Raw genomic sequence first — 20,826 nt, forward strand, 5'->3', positions numbered from 1 at the left:
TCAACTGTCTTCCTTGCCCAGCCAGCGATAGACCACGCCGCCGACCACCGCGCCCAACAGTGGCGCGACCCAGAACATCCACAACTGCGCGATTGCCCAGCCGCCGACCATCAGCGCCGGGCCCGTACTGCGGGCCGGATTGACCGAGGTGTTGGTCACCGGAATCGAGATCAGGTGGATCAGCGTCAGGGCCAGGCCGATGGCAATCGGTGCCAGTCCTGCCGGGGCGCGTTTGTCGGTGGCGCCGAGGATGATCACCACGAACATGGCGGTCATGACCAGTTCGGTGACGAACCCGGAGGCCATCGAGTATTTGCCCGGCGAGTGCTCGCCATAACCGTTTGAAGCAAGGCCGGCGGCGATGTCGAAACCCTCCTTGCCGCTGGCGATGTGATACAGCAGCGCCGCTGCCAGAATCCCGCCGATCACCTGGGCGATGATGTAGGCGGGGAGTTCTTTGGCCGGGAACCGACCACCGACAACCAGACCGACCGACACGGCCGGGTTGAGATGACAGCCGCTGATGTGGCCGATGGCAAACGCCATGGTCAGCACCGTCAGGCCAAACGCCAGGGCCACCCCCAGCACGCCGATCCCCACCGGTGAGGACGCGGCGATCACCGCACTGCCGCAACCACCCAGCACCAACCAGAACGTACCCAACAACTCCGTGGCTGAACGTTTTAACAGAGACATGAGAGAGTCCTTGATAGACGCGCTATCGAGACTGCATCGAGTTGTGCTTCCTTGCAATTACGACAGGTTCATCTCCAGAGCCTTCGCTGAGTACAGCAGGGAATGCGGGGATTTCCAGCAGCCATGAAAAAACCGCCAGAGCCCGTGGTGGAAGGGCTGTGGCGGTTTTTGCGTTTCGTGCCGGATCAGTCGATGCCGACAAACCCTCCGGTCTGGTGCGCCCATAGCCGTGCGTACAATCCGCCATGGGCCAGCAGTTCGGCATGGTTGCCGGTCTCGGCGATTTTGCCGTTCTCCAGCACCACCAGTCGATCCATGCGGGCGATGGTCGAAAGACGGTGAGCGATGGCGATCACGGTCTTGCCCTGCATCAGGGTTTCGAGGCTTTCCTGGATTGCCGCTTCAACTTCCGAGTCCAGCGCCGAGGTCGCTTCGTCCATGATCAGGATCGGCGCGTCCTTGAGCAGCACTCGCGCAATCGCGATCCGCTGGCGCTGGCCGCCGGACAGCTTCACCCCGCGCTCCCCGACATGGGCATCGAATCCGGTGCGTCCTTCGGCATCCGACAGCAGCGGGATGAACTCGTCGGCACGGGCCTTGCGCACCGCTTCCCAGAGTTCAGCGTCGGTGGCATCGGGTTTGCCGTACAGCAAGTTGTCGCGGATCGAACGGTGCAGCAGCGACGTGTCCTGGGTGATCATGCCGATCCGCGCACGCAGGCTTTCCTGGCCGACTTCGGCGATGTTCTGGCCATCGATCAGGATCCGCCCGCCCTCGACGTCGTACAGCCGCAGCAGCAGGTTGACCAGGGTCGATTTGCCGGCGCCGGACGGGCCGATCAGGCCGATTTTCTCGCCGGGTTTGATGGTCAGGTTGAGGTCGCCGATGATGCCTTTCTTCTTGCCGTAGTGAAAATCCACGTGCTCGAAACGCACCTCACCACGGGCCACGGCCAGCGGTTTGGCCTGTTCGCGGTCGGTGACGCTGACCGGTTGCGAGATGGTCTGCAGGCCGTCCTGGACCATACCGATGTTCTCGAAGATGCCAGTGACCACCCACATGATCCAGCCGGACATGTTGACGATGCGGATCACCAGGCCGGTGGCCAGGGCGATGGCGCCGACACTGATCACCGATTGGGTCCACAGCCACAGGGCCAGCCCCGTAGTGCCGACGATCAGCAGGCCGTTCATGGTGGTGATGGCCACGTCCATGCTGGTGACCACGCGGCCGGCGAGCTGGGCTTTTTCGGTCTGCTCCTGAATCGCTTCGCGAGCGTAGTGCTGTTCGAAGTTGGTGTGGGCGAACAGCTTCAGGGTGGCGATGTTGGTGTAGCCGTCGACGATGCGCCCCATCAGCTTCGAGCGCGCGTCGGAAGCGGCGACGGAGCGGTCCTTGACCCGTGGCACGAAGTAGTAGAGCGCGCCGATGTAGGCAGCGATCCACGTCAGCAGCGGGATCATCAGGCGCCAGTCGGCTTCGGCGAACAGCACCAGCGAGCTGATCGCATAGATCAGCACGTGCCACAACGCATCCACCGCCTGCACCGCGGAATCACGCAGCGAGTTGCCGGTCTGCATGATGCGCTGGGCGATGCGCCCGGCGAAGTCGTTCTGGAAGAAATTCAGGCTCTGCTTGAGCACGTAACTGTGGTTCTGCCAGCGGATGAGGCTGGTCATGCTCGGGCTCAGGGTCTGGTGCACCAGCATGTCGTGCAGCGCCAGGAACAGCGGTCGCAGGAGCAGGGCCACCACGGCCATCCACGCCAGTTCGGCGCCATGCACCTTGAAGAAATCGACGTTCGGCGTGCCTTGCGCAAGGTCGATGATGCGGCTCAGGTAGCTGAACAGCGCCACTTCGATCAGGGCACCGAACAGGCCGACGATCAGCAGGGCGGCGAAACTCGGCCAGACCTGCTTCAGGTAATAGGTATAGAAGGGCAGAACACGGTCCGGCGGGGATGCCGTAGGCGCGTCACGGAATATGTCGATCAGTTGTTCGAAACGGCGATAGAGCATCAGATAACCGCCCGGAGTACGGGCTCTCCTTTTATCAGTGTGAGCGGCGCAGTTTTAAGCTGCAGCCGCTCGATATGCCCTGTAAAGCTTAGTCGATGCGCTTGGCCGACTTGATGATCACAGGGTCGACAGGCACGTTTTGCATGCCCTGTTTGGTGGTGGTCTGGGAGTTGACGATGATGTCGACCACGTCCATGCCCTTGACCACTTTGGCGAACACCGCGTAACCGGCGTCGCGCCCCGGATCGAGGAACGCGTTGTCGGCGACGTTGATGAAGAACTGGCTGGTGGCCGAGTTCGGATCGGAAGTGCGGGCCATCGACAGGGTGCCGCGAACGTTGTGCAGACCGTTGCTGGCTTCGTTCTTGATCGGTGCCTTGGTTTCTTTCTGTTGCATCTGCTGGGTGAAGCCGCCGCCCTGGGCCATGAAGCCCGGAATCACGCGGTGGAAAATGGTGTTGGTGTAGAAACCGCTGTCGACGTACTCAAGGAAGTTCTTGGTACTGATCGGCGCCTTGACCGGGTCCAGCTCGATTTCGATGGTGCCGTTGGTGGTCACCAGTTCGACGTGTGGCGCCTTGGCCGGCGTGGCAGCCATCAGGTTGGCGGCGAACAGCACGGTGCCGGCGGCGAGGGCGAGTTTTTTCAGCATGGTTCAGTGATCCTGAGGGTGAATATCGGCTGTGGCGAGAAACGCCAGCAGCGTTTGATTGAAGCGTTCGGGTTGATCGAGCGGGGTGGCGTGGCGCGAATCGGCGATCACCACCAGCCGCGCATCGGGCAGCAGTCTGACATAGGTTTCTTTCAGCGAGACGGGGGTGTAGTCCCGGTCGGCGCTGACGACGAGCGTTGGACAGGAGATCCTCGAAAGTCGTTCCTGAACCCCCCAGCCAACAATCGCATCGAAGCTGGCGAGATAAGCACGTTTGTCGTTTTTTGCCCAGCGCTCGGCCATCTTCTGTCGCAATTCCGCCTGCTCCGGTTTGGGGAACAGTCTGGCGCCAAGGGCCTTGCCGATGGTGGCGAGGCTCAGCAGGCGCATCAGGCTCCAGCGCTTGAACCACTGCCAGTAGTCGTCGCGGCTGCGCACCTTGACCTCGGGCGCGCTGTTGACGATGGTCAGGCTCTTGAGCATCTGCGGCTGATCGACAGCAAACTGGAAGCCGATCATGCCGCCCATGGACAGTCCGGCGTAGTGCACCGGGCCGAGTTTCAGGTGCTCGATCAGGGCGACGATGTCGGCGCTGAAGCCGGCAATGCTGTAGCGCTCGCGGGGCTTGTCGGAGCGACCATGGCCCCGCACGTCCGGGACGATCACCCGGTATTGCGCGGCCAGTGCCGGAATCTGCATTTCCCAGTCCAGGGTGCTGGAGCCGAGACCGTGAACCAGCAGCAACGGATCGCCGTAGCCATATTCCTCGTAGTGCAGGTTGCAGCCTTCATGCTCGAAATACGCCATCGGTGAACTCCGTGTCAGGCTTGTTCGGGGGCGGCGAACGGTGCGTCCAGCGGCAAGGTGTCGAAGGTGCGCAGCAGTTCGACGAGGATCTGCGAAGCCGGGCCCAGCGGTTTGTCCTTGTTCGAATACAGATAGAAACTCGGATTGCGGCTGCCGCCCTGATCCAACGGTAGCAGCTTGAGCAGGCCTTCCTTCAATTCCCGTTCGATCATGTGCCGTGGCAGCCAGGCAAAGCCCAGTCCGCTGGAGACGAAATTGGCGGCGGTGGCGAGGCTGCCGACGGTCCACCGCTGCTCCGCACCGAGCCAGCCGACGTCCCGGGGTTGCTGGCGGCCGGAGTCGCGGATCACCACTTGCATCTGGGTTTCCAGATCCTGGAAATTCAGTTCACGGTTCAGCCGATGCAGCGCGTGTTCGGGGTGGGCGACGGCGACGAATTCAACGTCGCTCAATTCCGCACCGAGATAACCGGGAATGCTCAGGCCGGTGATCGCCAGATCGGCCACGCCTTCGAGCAACACCTCCTCGACACCCGACAGCACTTCTTCACGCAGACGCACGCGGCAGCCTCGGCTCTGCGGCATGAATGCGGTCAATGCGCGAACGAGGCGGGCGCTCGGGTAGGCGGCATCGACCACCAGCCGCACTTCGGCTTCCCAGCCTTGCTCCATGTGATGAGCGAGGTCTTCCAGTTGGCTGGCCTGTTTCACCAGTTGTCGCGAACGCCGCAGCAACACGCCGCCGGCTTCAGTCAGTACGGCTTTACGGCCGTCGATGCGTAACAACGGCACACCGAGCTGATCCTGCATGCGGGCGACGGTGTAGCTCACCGACGATTGCGAACGGTGCAGGGCCTCGGCCGCCTGGGCGAATCCGCCGTGGTCGACCACCGCCTGCAACGTTCGCCATTGATCGAGGGTCACGCGGGGCGCTTTCATCGATAGCTCCTCTTGTCCTAAGCTGGCTGTCCCTCATGGAGACTGCCGAATGAAAAAATTCTGTTGTGTGGTACTGGCGTTGCTGCCGCTGACCGCGTTTGCGTATCCGATCGATGTGCAGAAGAATCTCAATGGCCTGAAGATCGATTACGAGTCCTTCGATACCGATAAAGACATCGGCTCCATCCGGGTCGCCAACTACGGCGAGGTCGACGCGGTCTGTAAAGTCGTGTTCAGCAATGGCCCGGAAGCGCCGCGCACCCGCAATATCGAAGTCCCGGCCGGCAAACACACCAACGCCACCGCCAAGTTCTCCCGCGAGATCATCAAGCTGCGCGTCGAACTGACCTGCAACCCGAAATAGCGGTTTTGCCTCTCTGTAGGAGCGAGTCAGCCCGCTCCTGCAGGTGTAGCTTGCATCTAAACGAATATTTCGATGGTTTGCAGCAATTATTTGCGCTTTTTCATCGATACGACTCTGTTTAACCTTCACTCCATCGACTTACAACATTCTCGGATGGAGGCTACACACCATGTCCCGCGTTCTGATCATCGAAAGCAGCGCCCGCCAGCAAGACTCGGTATCCCGTCAACTGACCCAGACCTTCATCAGTCAGTGGAAAGCTGCACACCCGGCCGATCAGATCACCGTCCGTGACCTCGCCGTGAACCCGGTGCCACACCTGGACAGCAACCTGCTGGGCGGCTGGATGAAGCCCGCCGAGCAGCGCAACGCCAACGAACAATCCTCGCTGGACCGCTCCAACGAACTGACCGATGAACTGCTGGCCGCCGACGTGCTGGTGATGGCCGCGCCGATGTACAACTTCGCGATTCCAAGCACCCTGAAAGCCTGGCTCGACCACGTGCTGCGTGCCGGCGTGACCTTCAAGTACACCGAAACCGGTCCGCAAGGCCTGCTCAGCGGCAAGCGTGCCTACGTGTTGACTGCTCGCGGCGGCATCTACGCCGGCGGCCCGGCGGATCACCAGGAACCGTACCTGCGTCAGGTGATGGGTTTCATCGGCATCCACGACGTGACCTTCATCCACGCCGAGGGCATGAACCTGGGCGGTGACTTCCAGGAGAAAGGCCTCAACCAGGCCAACGCCAAACTGTCCCAGGTCGCTTGATATGTTAATCGCCAGATAATCGCCGATTGTTCTAGTGACCTGGCGCAACCCCTTCAAGGCTCTACGCGCATCGAACCTCCCTTTGCACTTGTTGCTCCTGAGTGCTGTAGCCCGATTGAACGCTTTAGCGAGATCGGGCTTTTTTTTGCATTTTTTACGGAGCGGCTGCTTCGCGCGTGACAATGCCATTGTGCCGTCATGCTCGCGCTCGTGTTCGGCCGGCTTTATACTCGTCCACATGCATGGGGCTCGAGCCCCAAGGAAAGCTGCAGGTACGCAGGCGCACACCGCCAATAAAGCGGGCCAGCGCGAACAAATTTTCAGGACGATCTTTGCACCTATGTTGCTTAGCCATCAGCTTCAATCACTCGCTTCAGATGCAGCCTCTCTCTCCGCTGGCACTGCTATTCGTTGTGCTACCGCAAACCATCGCTGGGAAGACGCGGTCTCGGATGAGCGCGCATCTGAATACAGTGTGTATGTTGGTGATGTCACTACCCATACAGACTGGAAGGCAGAACACAAAAGTTATCTGGGGTCATTTGTCCATGTTCCTCTGGACCTGCCGAGAAGTGCCGAGACCTTCATGGCAGTCAATAGCCGAGCGCATTTGAGCGAACAACTCGACAACACCTATTTGCTGCGTTTGGAATCGTTGGGCTTTTTATTTGATAATCCGTTGATTTCTGGCATTTCCACCAACTTCTGGCAGCGTTTTTTCAACTCGCAAAAAGATCTGCGCAAAGACACGTTGTCCGATTCGGATGAGGCATTGCGTATTGAATTCATGGCACAGTGGAATACCCAGCGAACACAGGCGCGTCCTTTGTTTGCAACTTTTTTGAACGATTTTGGAGGTGATCTGGCCGGGTTGATCAAGGATGACTGGCCGCATCTGTTACGCGATCGTCTGGGTTTGACTCACTGGCCTAGTTCTTCAAACCAGGCGCTTCCTGTAGCCTTGATGTGCTACACATTGGATGATGTGCGGCAGGCTCGGTCAATGGCAACCAAGAAAGGTGCCGTCGCAAGTTTTACCCGCCCCACGGTGCTGGACGCTGAAATGTCGGCCGCTTTTATTCCCGCACCACTTCAACCGGGTGGTGAAAGTTACGGCTACACGCTGGATTTGGCCAACCATTCAGCAGTACCGGAAACCTTTACCCCGGAACTGCTTACTTTTCCGATCGAGTATCAGCCACGGCACATTAAAGCGCTTGGTTTCATTAGCTCAGAACATGCTCTACTTGAGGATGAAGCCATATTCGACGCCCGCAACCGTCACGTGCAAGGGTTACAAAAATTGTCGGGCTGCGACAGATTCGGCGAGGTATTAGCATGAGTTGGCAGCATTGGGCTGAACAGCTACGTAACGCACCGGAGCAGGCCGTGAATGATTTGTTGCGCGGTGCTGCGGATATCGGTCCTTTTGAGCGCGTTTCTCCGCACGAATTTCTGCTGGCGGTGTTGCCACGAAAAGATCGCAGTGTGTCACGCACGTTACTCGGAGAACCTGATTCAGGCATCATTGAGGCTGAACAGGGTGCTGGCCTTTGCGATTATCTGGATATCGGTTTGTCGGCCTGGCTGAGGTCAGAGCGTGATGCCCCTTTACCATCTGCGCGAAAATTCGGCGCTTATAGCGCCCGAGTATGTGAAGCCATGCAATGGCCTCTTTTTTTTATGCTGCCGAGAACCCAGGCAACGTTGCGTACAGATCGAGCCATATGGCTCCAGTGGCTGAGATCGCTCACACTCTCGGCATTTCGCGATCCTGAATATGATTACTGGCAGGTACTGGCTGCTCAACAAGCCGATAACCAATTGCAGTTTTTCTGGCAGTCTTTTGCGATCGAGGCCGGACGTACGCGCTCCACACGTTATCTCAATCTTGGCTTGTTGGCGTTGGCCAAACTCCCTTTGTCGGAAGAGGACAGCCTGCGCAATCTGAGGTTGCAAGTACAAGCACTTGTCAGTCGTTACCAACACCGAAAAAACCTGGGTGTACTTGCTCAAGAGGAGTTGGCGCACTGTCTGAATAGTGTAATGGTGCGCAACCCAAGTTTGAGCGCAGCCCACTATCGAGACTTTCTGGCAACTTTTCTCACTACGCTGGGCAATGATAAGGCCGAGTCGGTATTGCGCTTGCTGGGGTTCTCAAGCACACAGGGGACTCGACGATATGCCAGTACTTCCCCCCGACCCGATTACGGGCTTAAACCTCCGGGACAGCCTGGAGACACTGATCAGGTTATTGAATCGATTCGGCACTCCAAAAGTCTGTTGCAAGCTTGGCAAGCCATTCATCGCTTGATAAGTGCTCATGAGGACTTTCTGCATAAGTCGGGGGATGCTTACCACTTTCTGCGGGTTCTAGATCGTGGCATTCGTGTACTGAGTGACAAATATCCTCTTAATGATCCTGAGATTCAGTCTCGAGTGTTCCATTGGATTCGTCTGGCCTTGCGCCTGGACCCTGACGAACCTAGACGATGGATGCTGTGGGAGTTGGTCTTGCGGCGTACAGACCAGCCGCAACGTGCGCAATGGGTCTTGTGGGAAATGACACGGCGTTTTCCAGAGAATGTGCATTGCCGTCTGGAACTAGCACGGTTGCTTGCGGAGTCCAGTCCAAATGATGCTTTACCTCAAGCTCATCATCTCTTGCAGCAAGTACTACAACTGGACTCTGAAAATTTACACGCACTTTCTACTTTGGCTCAGATGGCCATTCGTCGAGAGGACTGGCCGCAGGCTTTGGAACTCAGTCAGAAAGGTTTGCAGATTGATCCAAGCGACGCTGCATGTACTCTGCTGTTGGCCAGTGCCTATGCCAGGCGCGGAAAGCAGGGCGACTTGCAAACAGCTGTTGAACAATTACAGCGCTACAACAATCGCTACTCTACGAACAAGTCTGTTGAAAATTACATTCGGAGATTACAGAAGCGTTTGGTGCAGGGCTCTTCTTGGTACATCGAAGACGAAAAACCGAAAGCTCATGAAATTGTAGTGCCTGAAACTGATCCAGCCTGGCTTGGTTTCGTCGAGTCGATTCGCTCCTGGAGCGCAGCACTGACTACTGGTGTGGAGGCTGAATTGCACTCAGACGATGCGCAATTTATTGATCGCGTGCTGCCTCTGCCGCTGGCGTTACGACAGGCGCTGGCAAAAAAACAGTTGGATAGTGATGTGCTCTCGAACTATGAGGCAGCCACTCAACTGGAGTTCCCGCTGGAGACCAGTTTGTGGCGTTACTTGCAAACTTTGAATTCGATCGAGTCAAGTCCAAGCGATCGCAATCGGGCGAAAAAAGCCGTTCAAGCAAGGATTGAGTTTGAGGCACGTGACGCTGAAAGGGAGAAATCTTCCTGGTCGTGCTACTTGACCAAAGAGTGGAACGTTCTGAACTCAAGTGATGATTCGGCATTAGCTACGGGTACGAAGTGGCTCAAGGAACTACTTGGGCGATATCAGCCTCTGCCAGCACCATTGTTTGCGTGAAACATCCGGTCTGATAAGACAACGCAGGATTGGCTGTCCGTGTTGATTACCATGTTCGTGTGTGCAACTTCTTTCGGTGTTTTTGACAGGAGGGCGTTTTTTTTTCCTGAGACTCAGCGTTGGCCGGGAAAAACCGCTATCGTCGCCGCCATTCGAAATCGAGGCGACCATGGGCTATCTACTTATTGTCACGCTGATCCAGGCGTTTTCCTTCAGTCTGATCGGCGAATACCTGGCCGGGCATGTCGACAGCTACTTCGCGGTGCTGGTGCGTGTAGTGCTGGCCGGGCTGGTGTTCATCCCGCTGACGCGCTGGCGCTCGGTGGAGCCGGCGTTCATGCGCGGCATGCTGCTGATCGGCGCTTTGCAGTTCGGCGTGACCTACGTCTGCCTGTACCTGAGCTTCCGCGTGCTGACGGTGCCGGAAGTGCTGCTGTTCACCATCCTCACGCCGCTGCACGTGACGCTGATCGAAGACGCGCTGAACCGCCGTTTCAACCCGTGGGCACTGATCGCCGCACTGGTGGCGGTCGCAGGCGCGGCGGTAATTCGCTACGACCGGATCAACCCGGACTTCTTCATGGGTTTCCTGTTGCTGCAACTGGCCAACTTCACCTACGCCGCCGGGCAGGTGCTGTACAAGCATCTGGTGGCGAAGCACCCGAGCGATCTGCCGCACTACCGGCGCTTCGGATTCTTTTACCTCGGCGCACTGGCGGTGGCACTGCCGGCGTTCCTGCTGTTCGGCAAATCGAATTTCCTGCCGGAAGCGCCGCTGCAATGGGGCGTGCTGGTGTTCCTCGGTCTGGTTTCGACCGCACTCGGCCTGTACTGGTGGAACAAGGGCGCCTGCCTGGTCAACGGCGGCACCCTGGCGGTGATGAACAATCTGCATGTGCCGGTGGGGTTGCTGCTGAACCTGTTGATCTGGAATCAGCATGAGGAACTGGGGCGGTTGTTCCTCGGTGGCAGCGTGATTCTGGCGGCGGTGTGGATCAGCCGGTTGGGGATTCGCAAGCCGGCGCCAGTTGCCCCACCAGAAACTCGATAAACGCGCGTGTTTTCTGCGGCACCCGTCGCGCTGACGAATACACCGCGTTGATGGTGATCGCCGGGGCTTGCCATTCGCACAGCACCGGCACCAGTCGCCCGGCCGCCAGCGCCTCTTCGACGATGAAGTCCGGCAGCAGCGCAATGCCCATGCCGGCCTCGGCCGCTTGCGCCAGCAAGTCACCGTTGTTGGCGTGCAGCGGGCCGGTGACGTTGACTCGTTGGGTTTCCTTGCCGTTGCACAGTTGCAGGCTGACGCCGCTCTGCAGATAGCCGTAATTCAAGCATTGATGCGAGCGCAGATCCTGCGGGGTCTGCGGCGTGCCCGCGCGTTCGAGGTAAGCGGGGGAGGCGACCATGATTCGCGGTGCTGGCGCCAATTGTCGGGCGATCATGGTCGAGTCAGGCAGGCTGGCGATGCGGATCGTCACGTCGAACCCGCCGCGCACCGGATCGACCTGCTGGTCGCTGAGCACCAGTTGCAGCTCGATATTCGGGTGCTGCTCGTGGAACAGCGGAATCAGCTTGCCCAGCCGCCGCAGGCCGAACGACATCGGCGCGTTCACTCGCAGCACCCCACGCAATTCGCCCACCCCGTCCCGGGCTCGCTGCTCGGCCTCGTCCAGCGCCGCAATCACTTCCCGCGCCGCTTCGAAATACTCCGCGCCAGCCTCGGTCAGGTGCAGGCTGCGGGTGGTGCGTTGCAACAGTTGCACGCCGATGGCTTCTTCCAGCGCCTGAATCTGTTTGCTGACTTTCGAGCGGGGCACGTCCATGGCCCGGGCGGCGGCTGCAAAGCCGTTCTCGCCGACCGTCACCACGAAGGCGCGCATGCATTCGATGCGATCCATGATTGTCCCTTTTTTAGAATCAATGATTCTCGATTTTAGGGAATTGTCCCTTTATCGGCCAGCCCCTAAAGTGACATCCAAGCCGAGACAACAACGCCGAAGACGGCAAGCCACTCGACTCACCCATTACCCAATCGAAACGCTGAATCGACATCAAAAGGAACGCGCCATGTCTATCCGTGAACTGCTGAACCCAACCAACTCCGCCCTGATCCTGATCGACCACCAGCCGCAAATGGCTTTCGGCGTGCAGTCGATCGACCGTCAGACCCTGAAGAACAACACCGTCGGCCTGGCCAAGGCCGCCAAGATCTTCAACGTGCCGACCATCTACACCTCGGTCGAAACCGAAAGCTTCAGCGGCTATATCTGGCCGGAACTGCTGGCAGTACACCCGGAGCAGAAGCCGATCGAGCGCACCTCGATGAACTCCTGGGAAGACAAGGCGCTGGTTGACGCGGTGAAGGCCACCGGTCGCAAGAAGCTGATCATCGCCGCGCTGTGGACCGAGGTCTGCCTGACCTTCCCGGCCCTGGAAGCCCTGGCTGAAGGTTACGAGGTTTACATCGTCACCGACGCATCCGGCGGCACCACCAAAGAAGCCCACGACATGTCGGTGCAGCGGATGATTCAGGCCGGCGCCGTACCGGTGACCTGGCAGCAAGTACTGCTCGAGTACCAGCGTGACTGGGCGCACAAAGACACTTATCAGGCGGTGATGGACCTGGTGCTGGAGCACAGCGGCGCATACGGCATGGGTGTCGACTACGCCTACACCATGGTGCACAAGGCACCGCAGCGTCAGGCCTGACAAGTCAGCCGGACAAAAAAAGACGCAACCTGGGTTGCGTCTTTTTTGTTGCGCTCAAGAAAGCTCTACATCACATGTTTTTCGGCTTCTGGAATGTGGCTCGCGCCGAGGACTGCCGGCAATATCCCGGAACGCAAATCCCCACCACTCGGCTGCTGATACAGACTCAGCCCGAACTCCGGCAGCACCGCCAGCAGGTAATCGAAAATATCCCCCTGGATCCGCTCGTAATCGGCCCACACCGTGGTGGTGGTAAAGCAGTAGATTTCCAGCGGAATACCCTGGGCCGTGGTCTGCATCTGGCGAACCATGCAGGTCATGTTCGGCTGGATCTCGGGGTGGCTCTTCAGGTAGGCCAGCGCATAGGCGCGGAAGGTGCCGATGTTGGTCATGCGCCGGCGGTTGGCCGACATCGCTGCGACGTTGCCCTGGGCTTCGTTCCAGGCCTTGAGCTCGGCTTTCTTGCGGCCCATGTAGGCGGTCAGCAGGTGCACCTGGGACAGTTTTTCTTCTTCATCGTCGCGGATGAAACGCACACCGCTGGCGTCGATGAACAGACTGCGCTTGATCCGCCGCCCGCCGGACTGCTGCATGCCGCGCCAGTTTCGGAAGGATTCGGACATCAGGCGCCAGGTCGGGATCGAGACGATGGTCTTGTCGAAGTTCTGCACCTTGACCGTGTGCAGGGTGATGTCCACCACATCGCCATCGGCGCCGACTTGCGGCATTTCGATCCAGTCGCCGACCCGCAGCATGTCGTTGCTGGTCAACTGCACGCTGGCGACGAACGATAGCAGGGTGTCCTTGTAGACCAACAGGATCACCGCCGACATCGCACCCAGACCGGACAGCAGCAACAGCGGCGAACGGTCGATCAGAGTGGCGACGATGATGATCGCGCCGAACACGTACAAGACCATTTTCGCCAGTTGCACGTAACCCTTGATCGAGCGGGTGCGGGCATGTTCGGTGCGGGCGTAAATGTCCAGCAGCGCGTTGAGCAGGGCGCTGACCGACAGCAGCAGGAACAGAATGGTGAACGCCAGCGCGACATTGCCGAGGAACACCATGGCGGTCTTGCTCAGCTCCGGCACCAGGTGCAGGCCGAACTGGATCACCAGCGACGGCGTCATCTGCGCCAGGCGCTGAAACACCTTGTTATGCCGAAAGTCGTTGATCCAGTGCAGCGCGGGCTGGCGTCCGAGCATGCGGCTGGCATGCAGGATCAGGTAACGCGCCACTCGTCCGAGGACCAGCGCGATCACCAGCAGCAGGATCAGTGCCAGGCCGGCGTGCAGGAGCGGGTGCTGATCGAGGGCACCCCAGAGGTCTTGGGCGTTGAGCCAGAGCTGTTTGAAATCCATGAGGGCAACGATTCTTCTGTAGGACGCGACGGGCGATTAGAGCATTTAAGACGCTGTGTATTACCGTTGGAGACAAATCGAGCAACAAAAAAGCCACTGATTGCGGCTGATTTCATAAAGAAACTCGGCCTGAGCGCTCGAAACCGGTAACCTATGCAGCTGTTTTTCTGCATATCTTCGAGGTAGCACCCGTGTTTTCCCAATTCGCCCTGCACGAACGCCTGCTCAAAGCCGTGGCCGAGCTGAAATTTGTCGAGCCAACGCCTGTGCAAGCCGCGGCCATTCCGCTGGCGCTTCAGGGGCGTGACCTGCGGGTGACGGCGCAAACCGGTAGCGGCAAGACCGCCGCGTTTGTCCTGCCGATCCTCAACCGCCTGATCGGCCCGGCCAAGATCCGCGTCAGCATCAAGACCCTGATCCTGCTGCCGACCCGTGAGCTGGCCCAGCAGACCCTGAAGGAAGTCGAGCGCTTTTCGCAGTTCACTTTCATCAAGTCCGGCCTGATCACCGGCGGTGAAGACTTCAAGGTCCAGGCCGCCATGCTGCGCAAGGTGCCGGACATCCTGATCGGCACTCCGGGCCGGATGATCGAGCAACTGAACGCCGGCAACCTCGATTTGAAAGAAGTCGAAGTGCTGGTGCTCGACGAAGCCGACCGCATGCTCGACATGGGTTTCGCCGAAGACGTGCAGCGTCTGGTCGACGAGTGCCCGAACCGTCAGCAGACCATGCTGTTCTCCGCCACCACCGGCGGTTCCGGCCTGCGCGAGATGATCGCCAAGGTGCTGAACAACCCTGAGCACCTGCAGCTCAACGCGGTCAGCCAGCTGAACGACACCACCCGTCAGCAGATCATCACCGCCGACCACAACCAGCACAAAGAACAGATCGTCAACTGGCTGCTGGCCAACGAGACCTATCAGAAGGCCATCGTCTTCACCAACACCCGGGCCATGGCCGACCGCATCTACGGTCGTCTCGTCGCCCAGGAATACAAGGCGTTCGTGCTGCACGGCGAGAAAGACCAGAAGGATCGCAAACTGGCGATCGACCGTCTGAAGCAGGGCGGCGTGAAGATCCTGGTGGCCACCGACGTGGCGGCCCGTGGTCTGGACGTTGACGGCCTGGATCTGGTGATCAACTTCGACATGCCACGCAGCGGCGACGAATACGTTCACCGCATCGGTCGTACCGGCCGTGCCGGCAACGACGGTCTGGCGATCTCGCTGATCTGCCACGGCGACTGGAACCTGATGTCGAGCATCGAGCGTTATCTGAAGCAGAGCTTCGAGCGCCGCACCATCAAGGAAGTCAAAGGCACCTACGGCGGACCGAAAAAGGTCAAGGCCTCGGGCAAAGCCGTCGGCGTGAAGAAGAAAAAGACCGACGCCAAGGGCGACAAGAAAAAATCCGCCGCCAAGACCCCGACCAAGCGCAAGAGCGCCAACCGTCCGAAGCCGGATTCTCTGGTGAGCAGCGACGGCATGGCCCCGCTCAAGCGCCGCAAGCCGGCAGCACCTGCGGCCGAGTAAGGCGTTTCAGGCAGGCAAAAAAACCCGGACACTGTCCGGGTTTTTTTATTGCCAGCGTTTATCAGCTGCCCAGCTGTCCACGGGTGTCGGCATCAAAGCGCTGCTTGGCCTGATCCGCCTTTGGTTTGAGCTGTGCAAGCAGGGCGGCCTCGGAGTACAGCCCAGTCAGGGCCAGCTCCTTGGGCGTCGGCTCGATCGGGATCAGCACATCTTCACCGGCCGCGTGCAGCCAGATGGCTACGACCTGCAGCGCCGAAACGAACAGGACTCGCAGCTCGACGGTTTTGCCCTGCAACTGCGGCGATTGCTCCGCCAGCTTCAGCGCATCGACCGTGGCGGTGGCCAGGTTGCCGTGGTTCAACGAGGCAAACTCGACGTGACCGCGGACTTCGGCCAATTGCGCATCGGCAATCGACACGCCGTCGGCAAACACCAAGTAATGCCAGTCGCCGAGCCGGGCGTCCTTCAGGCCTTTGCCCTGGCTCAGGTCCTCCAGGCTGAGCGAGTAGCCGCGATAAGCCTCGCTCAGGCTGATTTTCGCCGGTACAGCACTGGCGAACTGGCGATTGATGCCAAATCCCTGGGTTTGCAGCGCCGCTTGCAGCACCGGACGCAAGGTCTGTACGCCGTTGGAAGGCGCCTTTGGATAAGTCAGTTGCATGATGTCGCCCTCCTAGTTTTTCGCCGTGAAGTAAGTGTGGGTCCAGTTGCCGCCACCGTTGTAGGAACCGGGGAACGAGCTCAGTGCGCGGGTCGAATAGCCGTAGATCGAATCCGCGACCAGCACGTAGTTGCCGTTGGTGCCGTAGATCGTCAGGAAGTGCGCACCGCCGCCATACCAGGCACAGCGCAGACCGACGGGCCGGCCCATGTTTATCTGGTTCTGGATGGCCGACATCTGCAACGAGCCCTGATTCATCCCGTTGTAGCTGCGGGTGGTTTGCAGGGCCGAATCCAGATAGCCATAGACGTTGCACGGCCCCGGCTGGCTGCAGCAGTTGCGGTTCAATTGGGTGCTGGCAACCCCGCACTGGGTCCAGGACCCGGTGCCGTAATAGTTGCCGACCGAAGCGGAAACCGCGGCCCAGCACCAGTTGGTCTGGGTCTGTTGCTGCATTGTGAAGTTCAGGCTTGAGGCCGCCAGGGCCTCGGCCTGTGGCGCGGCTTCGACCTCGACCAGTTGCGCGTCGAGCAGATGGCCGGTCAGGCACCCGGGCAGGGAGTTGCCGGTGAATTGCGTTGTTTCAGTGGTTAACATTTTTCAATCCTCCATGAATGAAAACAAATGTCCTGCGTAGATTTGCGAGCCGTCGGCGGTTAAGGGGTGCCACTTCTGCGGCGGGTTCCGAGCAGGCTCGAGGTAACCCTAGGTCTGAATATGCATTTGTGCAAATAAATAAATGCACAAATGCAATTATACGGGCGAAAGGACACTGCTTTGAGCATGTCCTTTGTGGTGGAGGCTGAAGCCCGAGGCCGTTAACCCTCGGTTTTGTGCTCGGCCGAATCCAGCTCCTTCAAGCGCTGGTCGATCAACTGGCATTTGTCCGGCAGATCGGCAGAGGCGGTGCCCAGGTCCATCTTCTGCAACTCGGCATTGATTTCCTTGGCCTTGGTCGGGTTTTGCTCGGTGAGCTTTGCCACTTCCTGGGCCAGTTGTTCGCGTTTGGCGGTGGCTTCTTCGGGCGTGCAGGCCCACACGGGCAGGGCACAGGCGAAGGTGGTGGCGAGTGTGAGAGTGAGCAGGGTTTTCATGGGGGCAGGCCTCGGATCCGGTTAAGGCGGGTTAACCGGTTGAGGGCCGTGACCCGTGAAAAGTTCAGTGTCTTTGCCGGCTCAGTCGCCGTGGCAGCAACTGGATTTGTGCTCTCCGTCATACCGATCATGATGCCGCACCCACTCCATGATTTCGTCCTCGTTCCGCCCCTTGGGCGTGAGGTCGAGAAAGTTGTAGGCGCCCACCAGCATGTCCAGACCCCGGGCGTAGGTTGAGTAGGTGTGGAATATCTCGCCGTTATTGGCGCGATAGAACACGCTCAGCCCCGGCATTTCCTCTTCGCCACTGTCAGTCTTTTCATAGTTGTACGTGGCCTTTCCGGCTTCTGCGTCTTCAGCACGGGCGCACACGCCGAAGTCGTAGTTGAAATCGGAACCGTCCGACGACACCCAGTCGAACTTCCAGCCCATCCGCCGCTTGAACGCCTGGAATTCGGCGAATGGCGCGTGGGATACCGCCACCAAAGCAATGTCGTGATGGGCCAGGTGCAGATTGGCGCCGTCGAAGTGGTCGCCGAGGAACGAACAGCCCTGGCAGCCTTCTTCCCAGCCCTTGGCGAACATGAAGTGATAGACGATGAGTTGACTGTGCTGGCCGAACAGGTCGGTGAGTTTCAATTCGCCGTCCGGCCCCATGAAGCGATAGTCCTTGTCGACTTTCACCCACGGCAGCGCGCGGCGTTTGGCGCTGAGGCGGTCGCGTTCTTTGGTGAAGGCCTTTTCATCGGCAAGATGCTGCTTGCGGGCGGCGAGCCATTCTTCGCGCGACACCACCGGATGATTCTCAACGTTCATGATGATTTCTCCTGCGGGGTTGAAACCGTCTGTCTCAGACTAGTCGCTTAACGCCGTCGGAAATCGACAGACCGCCGGTCGGTCGGCGCCGCAAATCAAGCTGAACGGCTCTTGCCCGCTCGGGTCACAACCTAGGACAGCGCCATTAATCACGCGCACCGGAGGTTGAATCAGGATGACGACTTATAACTGGGATTTGATTGAACGCCTGCTGCATGAAGTGCAGAACGGCGCAGGCCACAGCTTTGCACCGCGTTCCTATGCCGAAGACTACGCAGCGGAAAAAGCCGCGGCAGGCGAGCCGATCGAGAATCTGGATCATCTGAAAACCATCGCCTGTGAATACGAACAGAAGCTGTTGCTGCGCGGTTTTATCGAACCCCGTGGCGACGATGAAGGCAGCACCGGCAACAATTTCAGCCTGACCCCGCGTGGCTCTAGCCTGTTGAGCCTGATCGACAGCAGCATTCCTGGTAATGATCATCCGCGTCAGGTGCTGGATGAACAGGAGGATGCGCTGGATGAGGCGACATTCGACCGTGTAGCGTCAAAAGCGCAGATTGCCTGAGCGCCTGCTGCGATCCCTCTGGAGCCGGGTTTCCGGCTCCCGCAGGTTCAATAAACCTCAGCCTGCTTTCGCCGCTTTCAGACACTTCAAATCATTGAAGTCCTTGCGCACCCCTTCGATTTTCTTCAACAGGCGCTGGCGTTGTTGCGGTGTGCTTTCGGCCATCAGATCCACCGCCAGCGAGCGCGCCTGAGCCTCGGTGTCGGCGTAGGCCTTGCGGTAATCCGCTGTCCATAAACGCTCGCGATAGACCAGAAGTGTCTCGATCCGCTGTGGGAAATCCGGACTTTTACGCTGGGCAACGGCGGCGCTGAACTGCTGTTGCCAGTGCGCACGGTTGGCGATCCATTGGGTGTTCTGGTCGCCCAATGCTGTCGACCACGCCATCACGCGTTGTTCCTGGGTGGGACTCAGTGGTCCGAGCCAGTCGTTGAGGCGTTTGTCCATGCGTGCGCCGCGTTCGGCAATCTGCTGGGCCAGGGGTGGCTTCACATACTCCTGCTGACGTTTGCGAAGGTCCTTGGCAAACGCATCGTTCATGTCGGCGACCTGTTTGTCGTCCAGCCCTTGCAGCAACTCGATGGCCGACGGGGTAATCTCCCGGGCGGTTTCGGCAATCGCCTGCTTGGCTTCCACGGTGCGGGCCTGGAGCGCGGCGTCGGTGACCTGATTGGTCTCGACCATGGTCTGCAGGCGATCCAGCCAGTCCAGATAACCCGGCAATTGCGTGGTGCAGTGCCAGCTCAGGTGTTCCTTCAGGCGTTCGTTGAACCAGCCTTTCTGCTCGCCGGTCATGTCCAGGTAGTCGCTGAGCGTCCATGGAATGATCACGTCGAGATTGCGGTAGGCCAGGCCGACGCGGCTGCACGCGCCGAGGGCAAGGGTGAAGATCAACAGGGTGGCGCAGTGTTTGAACCAGCGAGACATGAGCGAGTCCTTGCGAAAGCCTGGCGTCTGATTCTTATGTGAACGCAGGATGCTCCCGGCAGTTCAGCCAATCAATAGAACGCGCGTTCTGCCTTGAGCGTGACCAGTCCGTCGCACTGGCTGTTGTGCCCGGAATAGGCGGAGCAATCGCTGCCGCTGAGGCTGGAGTTGCTGTAGATCAGGTCCAGGTCGATGCCCATCACCGGCCGGGAAAACTTCACCGACCAGTCGGTAAAACTGCTGACATAACCGCCGTCCACCGAGACCGGCGTGTTGAGCTGATGGGTGGTGTATTTCATGCTGATCCCGATGCCGAACGGCTGGTTGCCGCCCAGATCGGCAAACAAAGTGTTGTTCTGTTTGTCCGGGTCGTTGCTCAGAGCGATGCCGAAACGGCTGCCGAGCAGGGTCAGTCCGCCGAACAGCTCCTGGCTGTCGAGGGTGTCGACCTTCGGATAGCTGTAATGGATCATCCCGACTTCGTAGCCGAGGGTTTGATCGAAGGGTTGTTTGAAACCGACGTAGGAGTCGATCTCCAGATTCTTGCCCGGCGTCAGTCCCATGCTCGGCGCGTACTGGCCGACGTAGAGGCCGCTGTCGTGGGTCAGATCGAGGCCGCCGTGAAACGAGCCGGCCGCCGAGGGCTTGACCAGACCCTGGGCCATGCTGCGGCTGGGCGTGGTGCCGAGCTTGAGGTCGAAGTCGCCGAGTTCACGCTGGAAAATCTGCGCGTGCGCCACCGGGCTCGCCAGCAGTCCTGCAAGAATTAAACTGAGAGGTTTGAGCATGCGTCACTCCTTGAACAGCGAGCGCAGGGCGACGTACCTGCTGAAACGCTTGATCCAGACGCGTGCAAGGATACCGGCGAATGATCGGCATCGAGGGCCGTTCGTCGATTTCTGATGTTTTGTCGGTTTGATTAAACGCGAGAGAGGTCTTGCGAGGGTTCCGGTCCAGACGCTTCGAAGCTCAAAGCGCCTTGGGACTGGGATGTTGCGGGGTGTTACTTCTTGCCCAGGCTGATCTGCTTGGACGGGCCGAACGTCTGGCCGCTGACGCCCTTGGCAATTTGCTGGATCTCGCCGCCGGACTTGAGGAATGCCGCGATCTGATCGTTGATCGATTCGCTGGTTTCAACGGCTGGAGCTGGCTTTGCTTTGCTGGTGGATGCTTTTACGCGCATGGCGGCCATTAACCTGTAGAAAAGTAACTCGGCCAGGCATCGTACAGGAATAACTTGACAATTGCTTGGTAAATATCCCCCGGAATAACCCAGCGTGCGGGTGGATTATTCTCGATTAATTATTAGAAATATCCCGCTAACCTGCTGTTTTAAATAACAACATTTATCGAGATCGGTGGCTTTTTCGCGGGGGCGTCGCGGCGCGAAGTCGCCGAGGTGGTCTG

At 59.1% G+C, this 20,826-nt stretch carries 22 protein-coding genes; 8 read left to right on the top strand and 14 right to left on the bottom strand.

Going from position 1 to position 20,826, the window contains the following annotated elements; translation table 11 throughout:
- The 5 genes from aqpZ to IF189_RS07430 all read right to left on the bottom strand — a co-directional run bounded on the left by aqpZ (position 1) and on the right by IF189_RS07430 (position 5,111).
- On the bottom strand, positions 1 to 696 hold the full coding sequence (gene aqpZ, locus IF189_RS07410; protein WP_134825819.1) for an aquaporin Z: 696 nt from the start codon (positions 694 to 696) through the stop codon (positions 1 to 3).
- Between the two features lie 185 nt (positions 697 to 881).
- Complete coding sequence (locus tag IF189_RS07415; protein WP_085710329.1) at positions 882 to 2,714, bottom strand: ABC transporter ATP-binding protein; 1,833 nt, start codon at positions 2,712 to 2,714, stop codon at positions 882 to 884.
- Positions 2,715 to 2,802: 88 nt separating this feature from the next.
- Positions 2,803 to 3,366, bottom strand: a complete 564-nt coding sequence (locus IF189_RS07420; protein ID WP_134825820.1) for a peptidylprolyl isomerase — start codon at positions 3,364 to 3,366, stop codon at positions 2,803 to 2,805.
- 3 nt (positions 3,367 to 3,369) lie between these two features.
- The gene (locus IF189_RS07425) at positions 3,370 to 4,173 is read right to left on the bottom strand and encodes an alpha/beta fold hydrolase (RefSeq protein WP_134825821.1); all 804 of its coding nucleotides are present in this window, start codon (positions 4,171 to 4,173) and stop codon (positions 3,370 to 3,372) included.
- A gap of 14 nt (positions 4,174 to 4,187) precedes the next feature.
- A complete protein-coding gene (locus IF189_RS07430; protein ID WP_007956543.1) occupies positions 4,188 to 5,111 on the bottom strand; it encodes a LysR family transcriptional regulator in 924 nt (307 codons plus the stop codon).
- A 49-nt stretch (positions 5,112 to 5,160) separates the two neighbouring features.
- Between IF189_RS07430 and IF189_RS07435 the strand changes: the two genes are divergently transcribed.
- From IF189_RS07435 to IF189_RS07455, 5 genes are all read left to right on the top strand, one after another.
- Positions 5,161 to 5,475: a 3-phosphoglycerate kinase gene (locus IF189_RS07435; RefSeq protein WP_114881834.1), complete on the top strand. Its 315-nt coding sequence runs from the start codon at positions 5,161 to 5,163 to the stop codon at positions 5,473 to 5,475.
- 169 nt (positions 5,476 to 5,644) lie between these two features.
- Positions 5,645 to 6,244, top strand: coding sequence for an FMN-dependent NADH-azoreductase (locus tag IF189_RS07440; protein WP_134825822.1), 600 nt, complete (start codon positions 5,645 to 5,647; stop codon positions 6,242 to 6,244).
- 340 nt (positions 6,245 to 6,584) lie between these two features.
- Positions 6,585 to 7,586: a hypothetical protein gene (locus tag IF189_RS07445; RefSeq protein ID WP_134825823.1), complete on the top strand. Its 1,002-nt coding sequence runs from the start codon at positions 6,585 to 6,587 to the stop codon at positions 7,584 to 7,586.
- A 47-nt stretch (positions 7,587 to 7,633) separates the two neighbouring features.
- Entirely contained in the window at positions 7,634 to 9,745 is a 2,112-nt protein-coding gene (locus tag IF189_RS07450) for a tetratricopeptide repeat protein (RefSeq protein ID WP_134825824.1), read from the top strand.
- Between the two features lie 169 nt (positions 9,746 to 9,914).
- Positions 9,915 to 10,796 carry a carboxylate/amino acid/amine transporter gene (locus IF189_RS07455; RefSeq protein ID WP_134825825.1) on the top strand — a complete coding sequence of 294 codons (882 nt, stop codon included), beginning with the start codon at positions 9,915 to 9,917 and terminating at the stop codon, positions 10,794 to 10,796.
- Here the strand turns inward: IF189_RS07455 and IF189_RS07460 are convergent.
- Positions 10,741 to 11,646: a LysR family transcriptional regulator gene (locus IF189_RS07460; RefSeq protein ID WP_085605645.1), complete on the bottom strand. Its 906-nt coding sequence runs from the start codon at positions 11,644 to 11,646 to the stop codon at positions 10,741 to 10,743. The genes IF189_RS07455 and IF189_RS07460 overlap by 56 nt on opposite strands.
- 169 nt (positions 11,647 to 11,815) lie before the next feature.
- Here IF189_RS07460 and IF189_RS07465 point away from each other — a divergent pair, with 169 nt between their 5' ends.
- Positions 11,816 to 12,457 (top strand): hydrolase, encoded by a 642-nt coding sequence (locus tag IF189_RS07465; protein WP_007956548.1) that lies wholly within the window; start codon positions 11,816 to 11,818, stop codon positions 12,455 to 12,457.
- Positions 12,458 to 12,522: 65 nt separating this feature from the next.
- On the opposite strand, the gene IF189_RS07470 is transcribed toward IF189_RS07465, so the two are convergent.
- Entirely contained in the window at positions 12,523 to 13,821 is a 1,299-nt protein-coding gene (locus tag IF189_RS07470) for a mechanosensitive ion channel family protein (protein WP_114881836.1), read from the bottom strand.
- 191 nt (positions 13,822 to 14,012) lie between these two features.
- Between IF189_RS07470 and IF189_RS07475 the strand changes: the two genes are divergently transcribed.
- Positions 14,013 to 15,353: a DEAD/DEAH box helicase gene (locus IF189_RS07475; protein WP_134825826.1), complete on the top strand. Its 1,341-nt coding sequence runs from the start codon at positions 14,013 to 14,015 to the stop codon at positions 15,351 to 15,353.
- A gap of 61 nt (positions 15,354 to 15,414) precedes the next feature.
- On the opposite strand, the gene IF189_RS07480 is transcribed toward IF189_RS07475, so the two are convergent.
- From IF189_RS07480 to IF189_RS07495, 4 genes are all read right to left on the bottom strand, one after another.
- Positions 15,415 to 16,014 (bottom strand): hypothetical protein, encoded by a 600-nt coding sequence (locus IF189_RS07480; RefSeq protein WP_134825827.1) that lies wholly within the window; start codon positions 16,012 to 16,014, stop codon positions 15,415 to 15,417.
- A 12-nt stretch (positions 16,015 to 16,026) separates the two neighbouring features.
- Positions 16,027 to 16,611: a papain-like cysteine protease family protein gene (locus tag IF189_RS07485; RefSeq protein ID WP_192553073.1), complete on the bottom strand. Its 585-nt coding sequence runs from the start codon at positions 16,609 to 16,611 to the stop codon at positions 16,027 to 16,029.
- A gap of 221 nt (positions 16,612 to 16,832) precedes the next feature.
- Positions 16,833 to 17,108, bottom strand: a complete 276-nt coding sequence (locus tag IF189_RS07490) for a hypothetical protein (RefSeq protein ID WP_085710342.1) — start codon at positions 17,106 to 17,108, stop codon at positions 16,833 to 16,835.
- Between the two features lie 81 nt (positions 17,109 to 17,189).
- The gene (locus tag IF189_RS07495; protein WP_134825829.1) at positions 17,190 to 17,924 is read right to left on the bottom strand and encodes a DUF899 domain-containing protein; all 735 of its coding nucleotides are present in this window, start codon (positions 17,922 to 17,924) and stop codon (positions 17,190 to 17,192) included.
- Positions 17,925 to 18,099: 175 nt separating this feature from the next.
- Between IF189_RS07495 and IF189_RS07500 the strand changes: the two genes are divergently transcribed.
- Positions 18,100 to 18,492 (top strand): transcriptional regulator, encoded by a 393-nt coding sequence (locus tag IF189_RS07500; RefSeq protein WP_085710345.1) that lies wholly within the window; start codon positions 18,100 to 18,102, stop codon positions 18,490 to 18,492.
- Positions 18,493 to 18,549: 57 nt separating this feature from the next.
- On the opposite strand, the gene IF189_RS07505 is transcribed toward IF189_RS07500, so the two are convergent.
- The 3 genes from IF189_RS07505 to IF189_RS07515 all read right to left on the bottom strand — a co-directional run bounded on the left by IF189_RS07505 (position 18,550) and on the right by IF189_RS07515 (position 20,611).
- A complete protein-coding gene (locus tag IF189_RS07505; protein WP_134825830.1) occupies positions 18,550 to 19,419 on the bottom strand; it encodes a DUF6279 family lipoprotein in 870 nt (289 codons plus the stop codon).
- A 71-nt stretch (positions 19,420 to 19,490) separates the two neighbouring features.
- Positions 19,491 to 20,207, bottom strand: a complete 717-nt coding sequence (locus tag IF189_RS07510) for a TorF family putative porin (RefSeq protein WP_134825831.1) — start codon at positions 20,205 to 20,207, stop codon at positions 19,491 to 19,493.
- A gap of 215 nt (positions 20,208 to 20,422) precedes the next feature.
- Complete coding sequence (locus IF189_RS07515) at positions 20,423 to 20,611, bottom strand: hypothetical protein (protein ID WP_016985943.1); 189 nt, start codon at positions 20,609 to 20,611, stop codon at positions 20,423 to 20,425.
- Positions 20,612 to 20,826: the final 215 nt, after the last annotated feature.

Source organism: Pseudomonas sp. IzPS59 (assembly GCF_014863505.1).
In the GTDB taxonomy this organism is placed as follows: Bacteria; Pseudomonadota; Gammaproteobacteria; order Pseudomonadales; family Pseudomonadaceae; genus Aquipseudomonas; species Aquipseudomonas kribbensis.

What these genes read in the sequence shown, in the direction of transcription:
- IF189_RS07495 (WP_134825829.1), bottom strand. Translation starts at nt 17,924, where the DNA reads ATGAACGTTGAGAATCATCCGGTGGTGTCGCGCGAAGAATGGCTCGCC.
- IF189_RS07460 (WP_085605645.1), bottom strand. Translation starts at nt 11,646, where the DNA reads ATGGATCGCATCGAATGCATGCGCGCCTTCGTGGTGACGGTCGGCGAG.
- IF189_RS07455 (WP_134825825.1), top strand. Translation starts at nt 9,915, where the DNA reads ATGGGCTATCTACTTATTGTCACGCTGATCCAGGCGTTTTCCTTCAGT.
- IF189_RS07505 (WP_134825830.1), bottom strand. Translation starts at nt 19,419, where the DNA reads ATGTCTCGCTGGTTCAAACACTGCGCCACCCTGTTGATCTTCACCCTT.
- IF189_RS07415 (WP_085710329.1), bottom strand. Translation starts at nt 2,714, where the DNA reads ATGCTCTATCGCCGTTTCGAACAACTGATCGACATATTCCGTGACGCG.
- IF189_RS07490 (WP_085710342.1), bottom strand. Translation starts at nt 17,108, where the DNA reads ATGAAAACCCTGCTCACTCTCACACTCGCCACCACCTTCGCCTGTGCC.
- IF189_RS07485 (WP_192553073.1), bottom strand. Translation starts at nt 16,611, where the DNA reads ATGTTAACCACTGAAACAACGCAATTCACCGGCAACTCCCTGCCCGGG.
- IF189_RS07445 (WP_134825823.1), top strand. Translation starts at nt 6,585, where the DNA reads ATGTTGCTTAGCCATCAGCTTCAATCACTCGCTTCAGATGCAGCCTCT.
- IF189_RS07515 (WP_016985943.1), bottom strand. Translation starts at nt 20,611, where the DNA reads ATGGCCGCCATGCGCGTAAAAGCATCCACCAGCAAAGCAAAGCCAGCT.
- IF189_RS07500 (WP_085710345.1), top strand. Translation starts at nt 18,100, where the DNA reads ATGACGACTTATAACTGGGATTTGATTGAACGCCTGCTGCATGAAGTG.
- IF189_RS07440 (WP_134825822.1), top strand. Translation starts at nt 5,645, where the DNA reads ATGTCCCGCGTTCTGATCATCGAAAGCAGCGCCCGCCAGCAAGACTCG.
- IF189_RS07425 (WP_134825821.1), bottom strand. Translation starts at nt 4,173, where the DNA reads ATGGCGTATTTCGAGCATGAAGGCTGCAACCTGCACTACGAGGAATAT.
- aqpZ (WP_134825819.1), bottom strand. Translation starts at nt 696, where the DNA reads ATGTCTCTGTTAAAACGTTCAGCCACGGAGTTGTTGGGTACGTTCTGG.
- IF189_RS07435 (WP_114881834.1), top strand. Translation starts at nt 5,161, where the DNA reads ATGAAAAAATTCTGTTGTGTGGTACTGGCGTTGCTGCCGCTGACCGCG.
- IF189_RS07420 (WP_134825820.1), bottom strand. Translation starts at nt 3,366, where the DNA reads ATGCTGAAAAAACTCGCCCTCGCCGCCGGCACCGTGCTGTTCGCCGCC.
- IF189_RS07480 (WP_134825827.1), bottom strand. Translation starts at nt 16,014, where the DNA reads ATGCAACTGACTTATCCAAAGGCGCCTTCCAACGGCGTACAGACCTTG.
- IF189_RS07465 (WP_007956548.1), top strand. Translation starts at nt 11,816, where the DNA reads ATGTCTATCCGTGAACTGCTGAACCCAACCAACTCCGCCCTGATCCTG.
- IF189_RS07510 (WP_134825831.1), bottom strand. Translation starts at nt 20,207, where the DNA reads ATGCTCAAACCTCTCAGTTTAATTCTTGCAGGACTGCTGGCGAGCCCG.
- IF189_RS07430 (WP_007956543.1), bottom strand. Translation starts at nt 5,111, where the DNA reads ATGAAAGCGCCCCGCGTGACCCTCGATCAATGGCGAACGTTGCAGGCG.
- IF189_RS07470 (WP_114881836.1), bottom strand. Translation starts at nt 13,821, where the DNA reads ATGGATTTCAAACAGCTCTGGCTCAACGCCCAAGACCTCTGGGGTGCC.